Here is a 15,144-nt window from a genome sequence, read left to right on the forward strand (position 1 = left end):
TTCTATGTATTTCCTTGATTGCACTCTCCGTGACGGCGGCTACTACAACACGTGGGATTTCTCCACGGATGTGATCCATCAATACCTCGAGGCGATGCAGGCCGCCGGTGTGGACGTGGTGGAGTTGGGCTTCCGGTCGTTGAAGAACAACGGATTCAAGGGGCCCTGCGCCTTCACGACCGATCACTTCATCCAGAGCCTCTGGATCCCGGAAGGACTGGCCATCGCGGTCATGGTGAATGGCAGTGAACTGGTCGGTGATGTTCCTCAGGACGAGGCCTTGGAGCGACTGTTTCCGGTGCGCGGCGACGAGTCTCCGGTCGACCTGGTACGCATTGCCTGTCACGTGCATGAGTTCGAGGCGGCACTGCCGGCAGCTCGCTGGCTCAACGAACGAGGTTATCGGGCGGCCTTCAATCTGATGCAGGTCTCCGATCGAACCGAGGAGGAGATCAAGTCCTTGGCCCGCGAGGCCAAGGATTATCCCCTCGAAGCGCTCTACTTCGCGGACAGCATGGGGAGCATGACCCCGGGGCAGACGGCGCAGATCATCGGGTGGCTGCGCAGCGAGTGGGACGGTGACCTGGGTGTCCACACGCACGATAACCAGGGTCTGGCGCTTTCCAACACCCTGCGTGCGTTGGACGAGGGCGTGAACTGGGTCGATTCCACCGTGACGGGCATGGGCCGCGGGCCGGGCAATGCCCGCACGGAAGAGCTGGCGGTTGAGATAGCCGAGCGGCGCGGCAAGTCGGCCAACATGGTGCCGTTGATGTCGCTGCTGCGCGAGTACTTCAAGCCCATGCAGCGTCAGTATGGCTGGGGGACGAACCCGTACTACTACCTGGCCGGCAAGTACGGCATTCACCCCACCTATATCCAGGAGATGCTCAGCGACTCGCGTTATGAAGAAGAAGACGTGCTGGCTGTCATCGAGCACCTGCGCGTGGAAGGTGGCAAGAAGTTCAATCTGAACACGCTTGATGCCGCACGCCATTTCTATGCGGGTGAGCCGAAAGGTCAGTGGACGCCGCGAGAGCGTTTCGAGGGCCGCGATGTCCTGTTGCTCGGCACCGGACCGGGTGTTACCCGGCATCGTGACGCCCTGGAGCGTCATATCCGGGAGCACCGGCCATTGGTCGTGGCCCTGAATACCCAGAGCGCCATCGATGCCGAGTTGATCGACCTGCGTGTGGCGTGCCACCCGGTGCGCCTGTTGGCCGACTGTGACGCACACACCCAGCTACCGCAGCCACTGATCACGCCTTACTCGATGTTGCCTGAAAAAGTTCAGGTCTCCCTGCGTGAGAAGAACGTGCTGGATTTCGGTCTCCAGGTGCAGCCCGGCAAGTTCGATTTTTCCCAGACCTACTGCGTCACACCGACGTCATTGGTCATGGCCTACGCATTCGCCATTGCGGTCAGCGGACAGGCGAACTGCATCTATATGGCCGGGTTTGACGGTTATGCAGGTGAAGACCCGCGAAACGAAGAGATGAATCGGGTGGTCAAGCAATACCACGCCTCCGATTCCACCGTTCCCCTGATTGCGGTTACGCCATCGCGCTATGACGTGGCCAAAAAGAGTATTCACGGACTCATCACATGACAGACAAAGTTACCTGCTTTTTGCCCTGTCGAGCGGGCAGCCAACGCGTCGCGCGAAAGAACATCAAGCCCTTTGCGGGGTTCGAGTTCGGCCTGATCGAAGTGAAGCTTCGACAATTGTTGGCTGCCGATGCGATCGATGAAGTGGTCCTGACCACCAACGATGCCGATATTCTCGCCTTCGGAGAATCGCTGAACGAACCTCGCCTTCGTTTGCACAAGCGCATCGAGGCCCTCTCGTCGAGCAAGACCAGCACCGATCAGCTGGTCGCCCATGCGCTCGACCTGATCCCGGAAGGTCACATCCTCTGGACGCATGTGACATCGCCCTTCATTACCGAAGAACACTATGACCGGGTCATTCGTTCCTATCTGGACCGGCTGGAACGGGGTTACGACTCGCTCATGACGACGACCTCGATCCACGGTTTTCTTTGGCAACACGAAAGGCCCATCAATTACGACCGTGATATCGAGAAATGGCCCCGGACCCAGACACTGCCGCCCGTTCATGAGGTGAACAGCGGCGTTTTCCTGGCATCCGCTGACATTTATCGCGATCTGGGTGATCGGATCGGTCGCAAGCCTTATCTATATGAACTGGACAAATTTACCAGCCACGATATCGACTGGCCCGAAGACTTTGCGGTGGCCGAGTGCCTGGTGGAAAAAGATCTCATCAAAATTTAATTACGGGTCCGAAGGTGAAGGCATGAAGAAAGTAACTCTCCATATGGGGTTGTGGAAAACCGGTACGACTTTCTTGCAGAAGGCGGTTTTCCGCGAGACGGGGGTGTGCGCCGGGATGCACATCACCCCGCACAAGCAAGAGCGCGAGTTTCAAAGTCACTTCATGCATAGCTCGCCCCTGTTTTGGGATACCAAAGGCGGGCGAGAGATTCTCAAGCAGCTTTTCGTTGGCAAAAGCCTTTACACGGCCGAGAACCTGTATCGAGCGAAGATCTTCAAGAACAACGTGGATCGAGGCGTGGCTGGGGTCGAGCCGGATGCCTTTCTTCGCCATCTCGACGCCATCGGCGACGTGCTGGCGGAATTCGGCATGGACCTTCAGGTGCTGTTCTTCTTCCGACGACAGCCTGAGTGGCTTGCGTCGATGTACAGCGAAATGAGCAGGCCGTTGAACGCCGCAAGTCAAAAGGACTTCGACGAGCGCATCGAGCAGATGGTCAACAACCCGTATCAGCACGGTGACCACGTGATCAAGTATGACCTGCTCTATAAAAGGCTTTGCCAGAGTGTCGGGCGCCGCCGAGTGCTGGCACTCCCCTACGAGGAGTTCATGACGCCTGACAACCTCAACCGGATGCGAGAGTTCACCGGGATTCTGGAGTTGGGTGAGGGGGTCGATCCGAATAAGCGGGTAAACAAGAAGTCATCCGGGGAACGGTCCTGGGGTCTGTGGGTCAAGGAAAAAGAGGAATTTGTCCCCGGGAAACTGACGCTTTCTCCCAAGACGGAAAAGCTGATCCAGGATCACTACCGTCGTTCCAATCAGAATTTCTCCAAGATGCTCGACCTGGATCTGGGTCAGTGGGGCTACTTTTGAGTAATTCGATGTCGTATTCAACCTACCGAACGTTGGTGTTCGACTGCGATGGCGTCGTGTTGAACTCCAATCGCTGCAAGACCGACGCGTTTTATCAGGCAACGTTGCCCTACGGCGAGGCGGCTGCCAAGGCGATGGTCGACTACCACCGGGCCAATGGCGGGATATCTCGCTACACGAAGTTTGCCTACTTCCTCGAGGAGATCGCCCCGCGACACGCGGCCCACTCTGCCGGCCCCGATCTGGATGGCCTGCTGGAAAACTACGCCAGCGAAGTTCGCCAGGAACTGATGCGTTGCGAGGTTGCGCCTGGTCTGCGTGCGCTGCGCGAAAAGACCCCCGACGCCCGCTGGCTGATCGTGTCCGGTGGTGATCAGAACGAGCTGCGTGACGTATTTGCCGATCGCGGCTTGTCAGAGCTGTTCGATGGCGGGATTTTCGGCAGCCCGGACACCAAGGACGAGATTCTCGCGCGCGAACTCGACACGCAGGTGATTCGGCAGCCGGCGCTGTTCCTGGGTGACAGTAAATATGACCACGAAGCGGCCAGCGCCGCTGGTTTCGACTTCGTTTTCCTGAGCGGCTGGACCGAAGTGTCTGGATGGGAAGAGTGGGTTGCGTCCAAACAGATCACCACGCACGAGAACCTGGCCGAATTCGGCCGCGGGTAGCCGTTTGCGGAGGGTGACGGGACGTCACTTGTCGATTCAGGTCGCTGTTATTTATTAAAACTATCGTTATCTGGGAGTTGTATTTTGCACGACGAATCTAATGTTCAGGCGATTCTCGGGAAGAGTCAGATCGAGTTCGGCACCAGCGGTGCGCGCGGTCTGGTCGAACAGTTCACCGACGAGGTGTGTGCAGCTTTCACGACTGCGTTTCTTGTCGTGATGCGCGAGCAGGGCGATATTAATCGCGTAGCGATCGGCATGGATCGGCGCCCGAGCAGCCCGGCGATGGCGGCGGCGTGCACTACAGCTGCCCGGGCCCTGGGGGTGGACGTGGTCGATTACGGGGTGCTGCCCACCCCGGCGTTGGCGTTGCAGGCCATGGCCGATGGGATGCCGGCCATCATGATCACCGGCAGTCATATCCCGTTCGATCGCAACGGCATCAAGTTCTATCGCCCGGAAGGAGAGATATCCAAGGCGGATGAACAGGCGATCATGACGGTGTCGGCCGAGTTGCCGGCGCTTGGCACGAGCAAGCGCGAACCGGTCAACGATGCCGCCAATCGGCGCTATTTCTCCCGGTATACCGAGTGGTTTGCGGGCCAGCCGTTGGCGGGCCGGCGCATTGGGCTCTATCAGCACTCCGCGGCTGGACGTGACCTGAGCCAGGAGGTGCTTGAGGGGCTGGGTGCGGAGGTGATTGCCCTGGGCCGGAGCGAGGAGTTCGTCCCGGTGGATACCGAGGCCGTCAGCGACGAGGACCGTACCCGCGCCCGCCAGTGGACGACCGAGCACCGGCTGGACGCGCTGTTGACGACCGACGGCGACGGTGACCGCCCGCTGCTGGCCGACGAACGAGGTGAATGGCTGCGCGGTGATATCACCGGGTTGCTGTGCGCACGTGAGCTGGGCATACAGGCACTGGCCGTACCGGTCAGTTGCAATACCGCCATTGAAGCCAGTGGTGCGTTTGATGACGTGCTGCGCACCCGTATCGGGTCGCCCTACGTGCTGGCGGGCATGGAAGAGTTGGCCGGGAAACATGCCCGGGTCGCCGGCTTCGAGGCAAACGGCGGTTTTCTTCTTGGTACCCCGGTCGAGGAGGGTGATCGTCGCCTGGACCCGTTACCGACCCGCGATGCGCTGTTGCCGGCCCTGACGTTGATGGTGGCCGCCGCACGCCAGGGCGGGCCGCTTTCCGCCTTGGTGGATGGGCTGCCTGCACGCTATACCGCCAGCGATCGTCTCAAGGAGTTTCCCACGGAACGCAGCCGGGCACTGCTGGCCGAGTGGCGTGAAGACCTGACGGCCATGCAGCAAGCCCTGGGCCTGGAAGCCGCCGTTTCTCGCATCGACGATACCGATGGGCTGCGTGCCGTCCTGGCCAACGGGGATATCGTTCACTTGCGTCCGTCGGGGAATGCGCCTGAATTGCGTTGTTACGCGGAGTCGGCTCAACCAGAACAGGCGCAAGCCCTGGTCGCCCACGTGCTGGAGAGGCTCTCACGGCAATGAGACCGGAGCGCCGTATCGTTCTTCACATCGGAACGGAAAAAACAGGCACGACGTCCTTGCAAGCGTTGCTCCACGCGAATCGGGAGACGCTGGCCAGACATGGCGTCGCCTACCTGTCGACGCCGGGGCGGGCCGAGGCACGCGGGCTAACGGCCGCCGTGCTTGATGAAGACCTGCCGGACGACTATCTGCGGTTTCTCGGTGTGGACGGGGAGAACGCTCGCCGGGTGTTTCGCGAGAAAACCCTGGCCGAATGGCGTGCACAGCTCGAGGGTCTCCCTGCGCACATACATACCGTGGTGGTTTCCAGCGAGCACTTGCATTCCCGTCTCAGGCGTCCCGAGGAACTCAAGCGGCTTGCGGATTTGTTGAGCCCGTGGGGTTCCGAATTCCGGGTGGTTTGCTATCTGCGCCGCCAGGTCGACGTGATGGACTCGTTCTATTCGACGGAGCTCAAGAACGGGGGCACGCGGACGTTGCTCGAGGCGGCCGGGAAAATGTGCCGGCCGGGGAATCATTACTTCAACTACCGCCAAGTGCTCGAGCTATGGGGCGACGTCTTCGGTGAAGAGACGCTGTGTCCCCGGCTCTTTACTCGACCAACCCGTCAGGGCGACGGGGTGATCGAGGATTTCCTTTCGCTGTTGTCCATCGATAGGGCCGCGTTGTCGCGCCCGGTGCGCCCGCGACTGAACGAGTCGCTCACGCCCTTGGGCCAGGCGCTCTTGCGCGGGCTTAACCAGCTGGCGCATCGGGCCGGGGATGAGGGCCGCCTCGCCGAGGACCTGCAGATGTTGCGCCGTGAGGTGGTGCGGGTGTTTGCCGGCAAAGGGGCCACCTTGCCGACGGAAGAGGCACGTGCGCTTCAGAGCCGGTTTGACGAGATCAATGGAGCATTGCGCGAACGGTGGTTTCCCGACCGGGAGACCCTTTTCGCTCCATTGGGCAAGAACGATGATCGTCAGGTCGGGCGGCGCATGGACCTGTCTGCGAAGCAACTGACACTGGTTTCTCGCGCACTGAATCTGTCGGACGCCCTGGGTGAAAAGGCCAACCGGTTCAAAGGGTTCGACGAGTGTGCCGTGCGTTTGCGCGACGCGGCCGTGGAGCGGGAGACGCGGGATCCTGCGGGGGCCGCCTCCTACATGAAGTTGGCCGCCCGTATCCGTCCCAAGGGCGCATTCATCCGGCAGTGGCTGGAGACGAATTGCCCGCCGATGGGGTTCGCCGCGCGCCTGCGTCACCTCCTGGGCCGATGAAGTCGCCTCGAGCCTGAAATGGGGATTCCTCGGCACCGGCCGCTGAGGCGAGAGCCGTCCAGCGGCAAGGGGTCAAAGCCCACCCGATCGTTCACGGGCACCAAGCCACGGTGCCGGTGGTCGATGCCATCGGGTGAGGGTCCAGACACTCTGGGTCTGGTTCAATGAACGGTTCGATCCTGCGGTGTCAAACCAGCATTCTGTAGACGGTTCATGTGGCCCCTGGTGCGTGTGTACGTGCCTGCGGTAGTCCGCGTGGGCGTCGAATGAAACAAACCTACCGAGAGAACAAAGCCAGCCTTTGCTCTTCCCGACACGGGACCGCCATGTCGTCGTTCTTGTTCCTGCAGGGTTCCGCGTCGCCGTTTTTCGATGTGCTTGGCAGGGCCCTCAAGGCCCGCGGGCACACGGTGACGCGCATTTTCTTCAACCCGGGCGACCAGCTTTACTGGTCGCATGGCGGGGTGGCGTTCCGTGGACGGCTCGCGGCCTTGCCGGATTTCGCCGATGACGTGATGACCCGCCATGACGTGACCGATCTGGTGCTGTTCGGCGATTGCCGGTCGATACACCGGCCGGTGATCGACCGTGCCGAGGCCGCCGGTTTGCGGGTTCACGTCTTCGAGGAAGGGTATTTCCGCCCCAATCGCATCACCCTGGAGCGGTTTGGGGTGAACCGGCATTCACGTCTGCCGCGGGATCCGGACTGGTACCTCAAGGCCGCCGCGCTGTGCCCGGACGAGCCCACGGGGTGCCAGATGACCAAGGTGTTCCGCGCTCGGGCGTATCACGATGTGCGGTATCACGTGGCCGGGTTGCTCAATCCGGTGCTGTATCCGCATTACCGTAACCATCAGATCTACAACGCCCCGCTGGAATACAGCGCCTACCTGTGGCGGTTTGCGCGCCTGCTCGTGCGCCGTCGGCAGGACAAGGCGGCGGTGCAAACCCTGCTGGGTGGCGGGCGGACGTTCTTTCTTCTGCCGCTGCAACTCGACGGCGATGCCCAGATCCGGAATCACTCGCCGTTTGATGGCATGAGTGGCGTGTTGTGCTCGGTGATGCGGTCATTCGCCGAGCAGGCGGACCCGTCCCACTGGCTCGTGATCAAGAACCACCCGCTCGATCCCGGCGTGGCATCCCACGAGCGGCAGGCGCGACGAATGGCCGACGAGTTGGGCATCCGCGACCGGGTGGTGTTTCTCGAAAGCGGGCCGCTGGAGGAGTTGATCAAGGCCTCCCGCGGGGTGGTGACCGTCAATAGCACCGTCGGGTTCGTTTCGCTCGGTCTGGGTTGCCCGACGATCGCCCTCGGGGAGTCGATCTACCGACTGCCGGGGCTGACGCACCAGGCCGGCATGCGTCACTTCTGGTCAGACCCGCAACCGCCGGACAGCCGGTTGTTTGCCGCCTTCGAGCGGGTGGTTCGTCATGCCGCGCAGGTCCCGGGCGGGTTTTACTGCCGTGAAGGCATTGCCTGGGCCGTGGAGAACGCGGTTCCGCGTCTGGAGGCCGAGCGTTCGGTGCTTGAGGAGTTGCTTGATGCCGTCGGTTGACCCCTGTCGTGTCCTGATTACCGGGGCCAGTGGCGCCATTGGTGCAGCGCTGGCGCAAGCGTATGCCGAGCCGGGACGAACCCTGGTCCTGCAGGGGCGCAATCTCGACGCGCTCGAACAAGTGGCAACGTCGTGCCGGCGGGCGGGCAGCGAGGTGATCGTCGAGGGTGTCGATCTCCTTGATCGTGCGTCGGCATTGGCATTCATCGAGCGTCACCTTGCCGACATGACACCGGACCTTGTCGTGCTGAACGCTGGCATGAACGTGCACGCGGCCCCCGGCGAGGCCATCGAGGCGGCTGGCGAGGCGGAAGCCCTGTTGACCCTCAATATGATGATGACCCAGCGGCTTTTCGACCGTGTGGCACGGGCCATGCTCGCGCGGGGAAACGGGCAGATTGCCCTGGTGAGCTCGCTGGCTGCCGACATGGGTCTGCCACCGACGCCGGCCTATTCGGCCAGCAAGGCGGCGGTCAAGGCCTATGGCGAGGCCATGCGCGGGGCGCTTGCCCCCCAGGGTGTCCGTGTGAGCGTCATCATGCCCGGGTACGTGCGTTCACCGATGTGCGATGCCATGCCCGGCCCTAAGCCGTTTCTTGTTTCTCCCGAGCAGGCGGCGCGGCGGATTCGCCACGGGCTGTCGCGAAACCGAGGTCGGATCGCCTTCCCGTTCTGGTTGTCGCTGGGGACGCGCTGGCTTGGACTGATGCCGGTCGATTGGGCACTGACGCTATTGCGTCGGCTGGGTTATCGCGCGCCCTGACCGGCATGTCCGGCCGTGTTGGTCGCTGTTAATGCCCTGCGCAACGCCTTCCTAGAAAGGGAACGCCAGCGGGATCAGGATGATGACGGCCGCCGAGTACACCAGGGTGAGTGGCAGACCGGTGCGCAGGTAATCGCCCATTCGGTAACGTCCGGACGAATACACCATCAGGTGGGTCTGGTAGCCGAACGGAATCAGAAAGCAGGCGCTTGCCCCAAATGCCACGGCCATCACGAACGGCATCGGATCCACGCCGAACCCCTGGGCCGTGGCGTAGGCGACCGGGAATACCAGGGCAGCGGCCGCGTTGTTGGTGACGGTCTCGGTCAGGACCACCGTCAGCAGGTAGGCGCCGACAAACGCGGCGAAGACACCATGCCCGTTGAACGTCGCTTGCATGAGATCCGCGATCAAGGCGGCACCGCCCGCGTTCTCCAATCCCTCGGCCAGCGTCAGTGCTGAACCGATGATCACCACGATCTCGAAGGGGAAGCGCCGTCTTAGCTCTCCGACCGTGAGAATGCGGCTGATCAGCAGGGCACCCAGCAGCAGCAAGAGCCCCTCGAACAGCGAAAGCCAGCCCGCGGCGGCGGCCGCCACGACCGCGAAAAAACCTCCAAGTGCGAATCCGCTCTGTTTTGCCCCGAGTCGCGGGCGCTGAAAGCTGCCGCTCAGCACATGGAAGTTGCGATCGATGTTGCGGTGCTGCCGGAAGTCCGCGCCGGTGGCCAGAAGCAGGCAGTCGCCCACCCTTAGCGGCACACGTCCGAGTTGACCACGAATCCGTTCGTTCCCCCGACGAATGCCGACGACGCCCGCGTTGAACATGCTGCGGAAATCCACTTCCTGGAGTGTGCGGTTGGCCAGCTCCGACTGGTTGGAAATGACCACCTCGACCAGGTTGGTGGCCAGCAGGTCGTCGGCGCGATGCCCGAACAACTGCAGGCCGGGGAATCGTTGCAGGGCCTGAACCTTGTCGACTTCACCGGTAAAGACCAGCACATCCCCGGCGGCAAGCACTTCGTCGGGGCCGACCGGCGTGATCAGGCGCCCCTGGCGTTCGATTTCCAACAGATAAAGACCTTCGAGCTGGCGCAGGCCATTGGCCTCGATGCTGTTTCCAATGAGGGGAGAGTCAGGGCGGACCTCGGCGGCGAGGAAGTAGGACATCGCTTCACCGCCGCCTTCTCGCTCGTTGTGCGGCAGGCTGCGGGCCTGCCACCACAGCACGGCCAGCCCGAGCAGGGCCACAGGAACACCGACCAGGCTGAACTGGAACATCGTCAGTTCGGGGAGGCCGGCATTGACCGCGAAGGAGCTGACGACAAGGTTGGTCGACGTGCCGATGAGCGTGGTGATGCCGCCGAGAATCGAGGCGTAGGAGAGCGGGATCAACAGGCGCGACGGGGTGATGCGCTTCTGCCGGGAGATCGCGCCGAGGAACGTGCCGACCACCGCGGTGTTGTTGAGGAATGCGGAAAGCACGGCCGTGGTGCCAATCAGCTTGAAACGCGCCAGGCCTTCCCCACCGGAGACCAGGCGTTCGGCAATGCTGTCGAGGAAAAGGGAGCGCTCGAGCGCCAGGGAGACGAGCAGTAGCAGGGTCAGTGTGGCCAGCGCCGGGTTGGTGAAGTTGGAGAGCATCTCGGCGGGCGCGACCAGTCCGGTCAGCACAAAGGCGACGGCGGTGAAGGCAAAGGCCGCTGCCGGTGAGGCGCGGCCGCTGGCGAGTACGGTCAGCAGGGCGGCGATGGCGAGAAGTACGAGCCAGGCGCTCATGATCGGATTTCCTCGGCCGGTTGGGGTGACGGTGTCACGTGGTTAAAGCGTGAGGATATGGATTGTGATTCTAGGGGCTGGTTCAATACACTGTCGAACAAATTCGGACACTTCCTGTGTATGGATGTCATTATAAACCAATAAAAACAACGTGATGCAGATTAAAAAAGTATAAAACTTTTTCTGCCGCGTCCTGTCGAACCCTGCATGCCCCGAGGTGCCGTCTTTGCGGCTGGGAGGGGTGAACGCCGCGATGGCGGGGCTGAGCCTACCTTGGGCGATCGGCGTTTCGTCGGTCGCCCGGAGAGGCGGGTGGCGCGGCGATGGGCCGCCGGGAGATTTCCCTCGTGTTCGAGGTTTGAACTTCCCGGTCTCGCTGGCCGTCCACCGTTGGCGATCGGGTGGGCGCGAGAGAGGCGCGATGACCCGAGCGAAAGCCCCAATGGGCCGTGTGGCGCCAGTGCCGCGACGGGTTGAGGAAAACGCCGGTTCTGCGTGAGGCACGAAACAATCGACGAGGCCGGCTTTGCGTCGGACTCAGGGCAGGCGGGCCGACGCCGGCTCGTCACCACAACGAATTGATAAGCAGAGCGAAAAGGTTGAATGACACCATGACGACACTGACACACCTGCAACGGCTCGAGGCCGAGAGCATTCACATCATGCGCGAGGTGGTGGCCGAGACCGAGAACCCGGTCATGCTGTACTCGATCGGCAAGGACTCGGCGGTGATGCTGCACCTGGCACGCAAGGCATTTGCGCCGGGCCCGCCGCCATTCCCGCTGATGCACATCGACACCCGCTGGAAATTCCGGGCGATGTACGAGTTCCGCGACCGGATGGCCGAAGAAGTGGGTATGGACCTGCTGGTCCACGTCAATCCGGAAGCGATCGAAAAGGACATCAACCCCTTCACGCACGGTTCGGCGCTGCACACCGAGATCACGAAGACCGAGGGCCTCAAGCAGGCGCTCGACAAGTACGGCTTCGATGCCGCCTTCGGCGGGGCCCGCCGCGACGAGGAGAAGTCTCGCGCCAAGGAGCGCGTGTTCTCGTTCCGCACCGCGCAGCACCGCTGGGATCCGAAGGGTCAGCGCCCCGAGCTGTGGAAGCTCTACAACGCCCGCAAGCACAAGGGCGAGTCGATTCGGGTGTTCCCGCTGTCGAACTGGACCGAGCTGGACATCTGGCAGTACATCTACCTCGAGAACATCCCGATCGTGCCGCTGTACTACTCGGCGGAGCGTCCGGTGGTCGAGCGTGACGGCACGCTGATCATGGTTGATGACGACCGCATGCCGCTCAACGAGGGCGAGGTGCCGATGATGAAGAAGGTCCGCTTCCGCACGCTCGGCTGCTACCCGCTGACCGGCGCGATCGAGTCCGAGGCGGACACGCTCACCGACATCATCCAGGAGATGCTCCTGACCAACACCTCGGAGCGCCAAGGCCGCGTGATCGATCACGATTCGGCCGCCTCGATGGAGAAGAAAAAGCAGGAAGGCTACTTCTAAGGCGACTTCGACCTCCAGGGCCCCGACGGCCCGGATTGGCGCTCACGATCAGATAAAGAAAAGGTTTTTGGCATATGGCACACGCATCGGACTTGATCGCCTCGGATATCGAGGGATACCTGAAATCACACGAGAACAAGGGGCTGCTGCGGTTCATCACCTGCGGCAGCGTGGATGACGGCAAGAGTACGCTGATCGGGCGGCTGTTGTTCGAATCGAAGCTGCTGTTCGAGGACCAGCTCGCCGCCATGGAGGCCGACTCGAAGAAGTACGGCACCCAGGGTGGCGACATGGACTTTGCCCTGCTGGTCGACGGCCTGGCGGCCGAGCGGGAGCAGGGCATCACCATCGACGTGGCGTACCGGTTTTTCTCCACCGACAAGCGCAAGTTCATCGTCGCCGACACCCCGGGCCACGAGCAGTACACGCGCAACATGGTCACCGGTGCATCGACCGCCGATGCGGCGATCCTGATGGTCGACGCCCGGCAGGGCGTGCTGACCCAGACACGCCGGCACAGCTTCCTGATGCACCTGATCGGCATCCGCCACGTCGTGGTCGCGATCAACAAGATGGACCTGGTGGACTACTCGCAGCAGGTCTTCGATCGAATCGTGGCCGACTACCGCGCGTTTGCCGACGAGATCGGGATTGACGAAGTCACCTTCATTCCGATGTCCGCGCTCAAGGGTGACAACATCGTCGATCACAGCGATCGGATGCCGTGGTATCACGGCACCACCCTGATGGGCTTTCTCGAGACGGTCGAGGTGGATGACGATCGGCTCCAGCGCAAGCCGTTCCGGCTGCCGGTCCAGTGGGTCAACCGGCCCAACCTCGATTTCCGTGGCTTTTCCGGCACGATCGGCAGCGGCGTGATCCGTCCCGGCGATGAGATCCGCGTCTTGCCCTCTGGCCAGACCAGCCGGGTCGAACGTCTCGTCACCTTCGATGGTGACCTCGATCAGGCGGTGGCCGGCCAGTCAATCACGCTGACCACCGAGGATGAGATCGATATCTCTCGTGGTGATGTCATCTCGACGACCGACGCCCCGCCGCAGGTGGCCGACCAGTTCGAGACCTCGCTGGTGTGGATGCATGACGAGCCGCTTTATTCGGGCCGTCCGTATCTGATGAAGATCGGCACCCAGACGGTCAGCGCGACGGTCACCGACATCAAGTACGAGGTGAACGTCAACACGCTCGAGCACACCGCCGCGAAGCAGCTGGGGCTCAACGGCATCGGCGTGTGCACCCTGTCGATCAACCGTCCGATCGCCTTCGACCCGTACACCGAGAACCAGGATACCGGCGGCTTCATCCTCATCGACCGGATGAACAACAACACCGTCGGTGCCGGGATGCTCCACTTCGCGCTGCGTCGCAGCCAGAACATCCACCGTCAGCACGTCGACGTCGACAAGGCACGCCGGAGCGAACTCAAGGCACAGCAGCCGGGCGTGCTCTGGTTCACCGGGCTGTCCGGGGCGGGCAAGTCGACCATCGCCAACGCGCTGGAGAAGAAGCTCGCCGCGGCCGGGCAGCACACCTACATGCTGGATGGCGACAACGTTCGCCACGGTCTCAACCGGGATCTGGGCTTCACCGACGCCGACCGGGTGGAGAACATCCGTCGAGTGGCCGAGGTGGCCAAGCTGATGGTCGACGCCGGCCTGATCGTGCTGACCTCGTTCATCTCGCCGTTCCGCTCCGAGCGCGAGATGGCGCGCGGCATGCTTGAGGAAGGCGAGTTCATCGAGATCTTCGTCGACACGCCGCTCGAGGTGGCCGAAGAGCGTGACGTCAAGGGTCTGTACAAGAAGGCCCGTCGCGGCGAATTGAAGAACTTCACCGGTATCGACTCGGCCTACGAGGCGCCGGAAAACCCCGATCTGCACATCAAGGCCGCCGAACTCTCGGCTGACGAGGCGGCGGACCGAATCCTCGTGTTGCTCGCCGAGCGCGGCATGATTCCGGCAGCTTGAAGCGAGGTGACATGATGACAATCAACCAGGCATTACTGGACGAAGTGGTCGCCATCGCCGAGGAGGCGGGGCGGGCCATCATGACGATCTACGCGCGGGACTTTTCGGTCGAGGAGAAGGCCGACAAGAGCCCGCTGACGGAGGCCGACCAGACGGCACACGACCTGATCAGCGAGCGGCTCGCGCCGCTGCTCGGGGGCATCCCCATCCTCTCGGAAGAGGATGTGGAGGGATTCCCGGGGGCGGACGCCGCGGGCCGCTACTGGCTGGTCGACCCGCTGGACGGCACCAAGGAGTTCATCAAGAAGAACGGCGAGTTCACGGTCAACGTCGCGCTGATTGAGAGCGGCCGGCCGATACTGGGCGTGGTCCACGCCCCGGACCTGGACCGGACCTACATCGGCTGGCCGGAGGAAGGCGCCTGGCGTGTGGATGGCGACGGGACGCGGCCGATCACGGTGGCCGGCGAGCACGACGGGCCGTGGCGCGTGGTGGGCAGTCGCTCCCACGCCAGTCCGAAGATGGCCGACTGGCTGGCCGAGCTTGGCGAGCACGAAATGGTTCCCATGGGCAGTTCGCTGAAGCTCTGCCTCGTCGCGGAGGGGGCGGCCGACGTCTACCCCCGTCTGGGGCCGACCAGCCTCTGGGACACCGGTGCGGCCCAGGCCGTGGTGGAGGCGGCTGGGGGCCAGGTGATTGAGTCGTCTGGCGACGTGCTCTGTTACGCCGACACGTCCGAGGTGCTCAATCCGCACTTTCTTGCCTTCGGGCGTCATGTCAATCAATGGCCGGCTTTGGGCGAATAGCTCGTGGCGGTCGCGGTGACATGATGGACGGCACATCGTGATCACAGCCCTCGGTATCCCCGCCCTAGGGGTGGTTGGATTTATCGGGGCGTTGATGATCGAGTCGTTTCAGCGTCCTCGA

12 protein-coding genes are annotated in these 15,144 nt (G+C 62.5%); 11 read left to right on the plus strand and 1 reads right to left on the minus strand.

Translation table 11 applies throughout. The features are described 5' to 3' along the window. Positions 1–4 precede the first annotated feature (4 nt). The 8 genes from VWP12_RS05290 to VWP12_RS05325 all read left to right on the plus strand — a co-directional run bounded on the left by VWP12_RS05290 (position 5) and on the right by VWP12_RS05325 (position 8,939). Entirely contained in the window at positions 5–1,609 is a 1,605-nt protein-coding gene (locus VWP12_RS05290; RefSeq protein ID WP_410474902.1) for an aldolase catalytic domain-containing protein, read from the plus strand. Further along, a complete protein-coding gene (locus VWP12_RS05295; protein WP_125199814.1) occupies positions 1,606–2,298 on the plus strand; it encodes a cytidylyltransferase domain-containing protein in 693 nt (230 codons plus the stop codon). The genes VWP12_RS05290 and VWP12_RS05295 overlap by 4 nt, the downstream gene beginning before the upstream one ends. Before the next feature lie 22 nt (positions 2,299–2,320). Next, the gene (locus tag VWP12_RS05300; protein ID WP_410474903.1) at positions 2,321–3,175 is read left to right on the plus strand and encodes a hypothetical protein; all 855 of its coding nucleotides are present in this window, start codon (positions 2,321–2,323) and stop codon (positions 3,173–3,175) included. Beyond that, a complete protein-coding gene (locus tag VWP12_RS05305; protein ID WP_410474904.1) occupies positions 3,160–3,846 on the plus strand; it encodes an HAD family hydrolase in 687 nt (228 codons plus the stop codon). The genes VWP12_RS05300 and VWP12_RS05305 overlap by 16 nt, the downstream gene beginning before the upstream one ends. 84 nt (positions 3,847–3,930) lie before the next feature. Then, positions 3,931–5,361: a phosphomannomutase gene (locus VWP12_RS05310; RefSeq protein ID WP_410474905.1), complete on the plus strand. Its 1,431-nt coding sequence runs from the start codon at positions 3,931–3,933 to the stop codon at positions 5,359–5,361. Next, positions 5,358–6,620 (plus strand): hypothetical protein, encoded by a 1,263-nt coding sequence (locus VWP12_RS05315; RefSeq protein ID WP_410474906.1) that lies wholly within the window; start codon positions 5,358–5,360, stop codon positions 6,618–6,620. The genes VWP12_RS05310 and VWP12_RS05315 overlap by 4 nt, the downstream gene beginning before the upstream one ends. A gap of 326 nt (positions 6,621–6,946) precedes the next feature. After that, entirely contained in the window at positions 6,947–8,176 is a 1,230-nt protein-coding gene (locus VWP12_RS05320; protein ID WP_410474907.1) for a capsule biosynthesis protein, read from the plus strand. Continuing rightward, the gene (locus VWP12_RS05325; RefSeq protein ID WP_410474908.1) at positions 8,163–8,939 is read left to right on the plus strand and encodes an SDR family NAD(P)-dependent oxidoreductase; all 777 of its coding nucleotides are present in this window, start codon (positions 8,163–8,165) and stop codon (positions 8,937–8,939) included. Before VWP12_RS05320 ends, VWP12_RS05325 begins: the two co-directional genes overlap by 14 nt. Positions 8,940–8,990: 51 nt before the next feature. Here the strand turns inward: VWP12_RS05325 and VWP12_RS05330 are convergent, their stop codons facing one another. Then, on the minus strand, positions 8,991–10,718 hold the full coding sequence (locus VWP12_RS05330) for an SLC13 family permease (RefSeq protein ID WP_410474909.1): 1,728 nt from the start codon (positions 10,716–10,718) through the stop codon (positions 8,991–8,993). Positions 10,719–11,317: 599 nt separating this feature from the next. On the opposite strand from VWP12_RS05330, the gene cysD reads away from it, so the two are divergent. The 3 genes from cysD (at position 11,318) to cysQ (ending at position 15,023) form a co-directional block, all read left to right on the plus strand. After that, positions 11,318–12,232: a sulfate adenylyltransferase subunit CysD gene (gene cysD / locus VWP12_RS05335; RefSeq protein WP_255410293.1), complete on the plus strand. Its 915-nt coding sequence runs from the start codon at positions 11,318–11,320 to the stop codon at positions 12,230–12,232. 74 nt (positions 12,233–12,306) lie between these two features. Next, positions 12,307–14,217 (plus strand): sulfate adenylyltransferase subunit CysN, encoded by a 1,911-nt coding sequence (gene cysN / locus VWP12_RS05340; RefSeq protein WP_410474910.1) that lies wholly within the window; start codon positions 12,307–12,309, stop codon positions 14,215–14,217. Positions 14,218–14,228: 11 nt separating this feature from the next. Continuing rightward, positions 14,229–15,023: a 3'(2'),5'-bisphosphate nucleotidase CysQ gene (gene cysQ / locus VWP12_RS05345; protein WP_410474911.1), complete on the plus strand. Its 795-nt coding sequence runs from the start codon at positions 14,229–14,231 to the stop codon at positions 15,021–15,023. The last annotated feature ends 121 nt before the right edge of the window (positions 15,024–15,144 follow it).

It is taken from the genome of Guyparkeria sp. TX1, from assembly GCF_046523965.1.
Lineage (GTDB): Bacteria > Pseudomonadota > Gammaproteobacteria > Halothiobacillales > Halothiobacillaceae > Guyparkeria.